General features: G+C 59.3%; 3 protein-coding genes. 1 reads left to right on the top strand and 2 read right to left on the bottom strand.

Translation table 11 applies throughout. The features are described from left to right. Positions 1–727 (bottom strand): hypothetical protein (locus VN887_16485; protein HXT41606.1); only part of this gene is annotated, 727 nt, incomplete at its 3' end. Positions 728–867: 140 nt separating this feature from the next. Then, complete coding sequence (locus VN887_16480) at positions 868–2,550, bottom strand: M28 family peptidase (GenBank protein ID HXT41605.1); 1,683 nt, start codon at positions 2,548–2,550, stop codon at positions 868–870. A 167-nt stretch (positions 2,551–2,717) separates the two neighbouring features. On the opposite strand from VN887_16480, the gene VN887_16475 reads away from it, so the two are divergent. After that, the coding region (locus tag VN887_16475; protein ID HXT41604.1) for a hypothetical protein at positions 2,718–3,986 on the top strand (1,269 nt) is incomplete at its 3' end.

Genomic DNA, 3,986 nt, shown 5'->3' with positions numbered 1-3,986 from the left:
TGTATCCGGTGGCGACCGTTTCCGCCACGCGCGCCTCGACGGCTGGCGTGACGTTCGAGCCGTCGACCTGATGAACTTTGGAGTTATAAAGTTCACCCGGGATGGCGACGAACGGCACGAGGCCGACCCGCCGCGCGACGTCGCGGCAGGTGTTCTGAAAATGGCCGAGTTGTTCGACGAGATTGTCCTTGCCCGAGCGGACGCCAGCCTGGTAAAGCGCGTAAACATGGTCCAGTATCCGGACCAGAATTTGCAGCCACTCGTTTTCGGCACGTCGCAATTTTTCCACTTCCAGACGCAGGTGGTTTTTCTCGGTATCGTTCGCCTTTTTCAGGAATTCACCGAACGCCCGCGCTTCGCCGGCCATGGCGTCGGCGATTTCCCGAGAGGCATCGACACTCCTCGTCGCGTGTTCGTGCGCGGTCTGCCAACTCGCGGTGGCGTTGGTAATCTGGCGACCGATGATTTCAAGGTTTTCGATCTGCAAGAGAGCGCTCGAAAGCCGATCGGCCTCGTTCAATCTCGTCGCCGCGCGGTACTCAAGCAGAAACGGCGACACGCCCAGCAGCGCGCCGAGCGATACGCATGCGGTGCAAAAAAAGGTCTGCCAGGCCGTCATGGGCGTGTTGCTCTGGTAGTAAATCAAATATGCCATCCCGAGCAGGATGGCGTCGGCTAAGAAGAACGGCCACTTGCGCAGTTTCGGCGCGGTACGATCTCTCGTCATAAGCAGGCAGGATGTAGCGAAATCAAGCGTCTTTGGCGATGCAAAAGTGTGGCGCGGGAATTCGCGCGGCAGGGAAGCAACCGCCGGCCCGGAACAGGACTACGCGACGGCCTGGCGCGCCCGGAGGATGGCGTGTGTCGCTACTTGGGGCGCAGCATTTCTTCGCGACGCGACTTGAATTCCGATCCGGGTTTCCATTCGGGCCAGGCATCGTCCTGGGCAACGGCGTAACCAACTTCGAGAAGCAGCTGCAGGTCTTCCACCGCGCCCGACAAATCCCAATCCGGCTTGATCTCGTCGCTGACCTTGTGGTAGTCGCGAGCGACGTACTCGTCGCGTTTGCGTCTGCCGAAATCGGCCGGCTTGCCGATGTAATCCGTACCTTCGTGAAAGTACAGTCCCGGCACGCCCTGCTTGGCAAACTCAAAGTGATCCGAGCGGTAATAATACCCCTTCTCCGGCTCGGATTCTGGAAGTGCGACGCGTCCTTGCAGTCTGGTAAAAAGGTGGAGCGCATCTTCGAGCGTGGATTGTCCGACGCCGACGACGTTGAGGTCCCGGGTGCGGCCCCAGACATTGATGCCGTCCAGGTTGATGTCCGCGAGCGTGTGTTGCAACGGATACAGAGGATGAGCAGCGTAGTACTTGGAGCCGAGAAGTCCCTTTTCCTCAGCGGTCACGGACAGAAAAAGGATGGACCGCCGCGGCTTCGGAACGATTCTGGTGAAAGCCCGGGCGAGTTCAAGCAGCGCGGAGGTGCCGGACGCGTTGTCCACCGCACCGTTGTAAACCTGATCGCCCGGAAGAGTGCGATCCCGACCGAGGTGGTCCCAGTGCGCCGTGTAGATCACATACTCGTCCTTTCTGCGCGCGTCGGAACCGGCAAGCTTTGCGAGGACGCTGCGCGAGGCCACGGAGCGCAGGGTGTTTTTCACTGTGAAGTTCACCCGGCCTCCGAGTGATATCGGGCGGAAATCGCGCCGGAGCGCCGCCCGTTTCAAATCCGCGAAGTCGTGCCCGCCCGCGGCGCAGAGTTTTCGCGCGCCATCAAGTGTGACCCAACCTTCGACGGCCACGCGGTTCGTGTTCTGGTCCGGGGTTTGCAAATCAAAATTCTCCCGGCTGTTGCTGCCGACGACCACTTCCCACGGATATCCGGCGGGCGCGGTCTCATGCACGATGATGGCCGCGGCCGCGCCTTTCGCGGTCGCGATTTCGTATTTGTAGGTCCACCGGCCGTAGTACGTCATCGCCCTGCCTTTGAACATTTGCTCGTCAAGTTTTGAGGGATCATGCGGGTCGGGCACGGGCGGATCGCTGACGAGCATCACAAGGGTTTTCCCGCGCACATCAACATCCTTGTAATCGTCCCAGCCGTATTCCGGCGCGACGATTCCGTAGCCCACGAACACCAGATCGGAGTTTTCAACCACCACCTCCGGCACAAGCCGGCGCGACCAGATCACGAGGTCGTTCGGAAAATTGAAATCCAGCTCCCGGCCGCCGACTGAAAACGAGAATGTCGGCCGCGCGGTGAATCCGACGAGTGGCACATCCTGAATGTAGGTGCCGTCAGGGTTGCCCGGCTCAAGCCCCAACTCTTTGAATCGTGCCTGCACATAATCCACACTGAGCTGCTCACCCCGCGTGCCGGGCGCGCGACCTTCAAATTCGTCCGAAGAAAGCACACGGATATGTTGAAGGATGCCGTTCGTCGTAATGCTTGCGAGCGCCGGTTTCAGTTCGACGGGGATTGAGGAGCGTGCGGGAGCCGTTGCGGCCAACGTTGGCGTGAACCACAACACGCAAGTTGTAATCGCCACAACGCGCCATAAAACGTTTCCGACGTGCGCGCACCATGGAATGATTTGACGTGTCATTTGCCCGCAACTTACCGCGGGCCCCGGAGTTGGCGAAGTGATTTTTCCATGACTCGAACCGGTGTTCCGGATTGACAGTCGCTGCCAGCGCCGCTACCCTTCCGGTCACAATGAAGGTCTCTGCCAGTGTGTGGGAATCCCAACTCCGTCTTCATGCCCGCACTGGTTTATGGCGCTACATTTGTATTTTGGTGCCGCTCGGATTGGCCATGGTCGGATTGGCTGCTCCACTTGACACCTGGCATTGGAGAAACCCGGTTCCGACTGGCAATCGGTTGAATGCGGTCGGGTCAAACGCTGACGGCTACGTGGCGGTGGGCGACCTCGGAACCATAGTCGTGTCTCGCGACGGAAACGACTGGATAACCGTTGATTCCGGCACACAAAACAACTTGCAGGCGGTCGCGTGGGGCAAAGGTTTATGGGTCGTGGTTGGTGACTTCGGCCAGATTCTAACCTCGCCGGACGGGATCAATTGGACGTCCCGACCGAACGGTTTCTTTTTCAACCTGACCGGTGCAGTTTGGGGTAATGACTTGTTCGTCGCCGTTGGAGAAAACACCTCGATCCTAACCTCGCCTGACGGCGTGATCTGGACGCTTCGCACGACCGGATCCGATCCCCTCCTCGCAGTCGCGTGGGGAAACGGCACCTTCGCTGCCGTTGGTGGCAATCCCCAGACTGGTGGCATTTCAAGGTTTCTTGGGGAACCGCTAGTCCTCGTTTCCCAGGACGGCGTTACTTGGACCTACCGGGATGTTGCAGTCGCCGGACAGATTTCGTGCGTGACCTACGGAGCGGGTCGTTTTGTGGCAGGTACAACCGCACTGTCCACCATCGTTTCAACCGACGGCGTCCAGTGGACACCGGGGTACGCCTCGGAAGGATACAGCGGCATAGGGATTATGTCCGTGGCATACGTCTTCGATCACTTCATGGCGACTTACGGCAGCCCATCGATAGCCCCGGGTACTTACCTCGTGTCGCCCGATGGAGCTTTGTGGACCTCGCAGCTTGGCAACGTCGTAAACGAACCGTATATGGGCAACGTCTCCTCGCTAACGGTCGGCCCAAATGGTGCCGTCGGGATTGCTCACGGTCTGACGTACGATCTGCACAACTATCTAATCTCGTCAAAGGAAGGCCGGACCTGGCGCGAAGTTGTCGGCAGGCTCCCCGATTTTGAGTCGCCGGTAACATTCGCCGGAGGACTATTCTTCCTCCGGGAGCAATCCGGTTACGTCAATCCCTACCAGCTTCAGCCCGACACCACATACTTGATCTCGATCGATGCCCAGAAGTGGGAGAGAGTCGAAGCGTCGGCAACCAATCGATTCGAGCTCCCGGGTTATGGAAACGGGTTGTGGGTCGGGCCGGGG

Source organism: Candidatus Angelobacter sp., assembly GCA_035607015.1.
Taxonomy (GTDB): Bacteria; Verrucomicrobiota; Verrucomicrobiia; order Limisphaerales; family AV2; genus AV2.
Note: the sequence above shows the minus strand (reverse complement) of the source record. Positions and strands in the feature narration are given on the sequence as shown.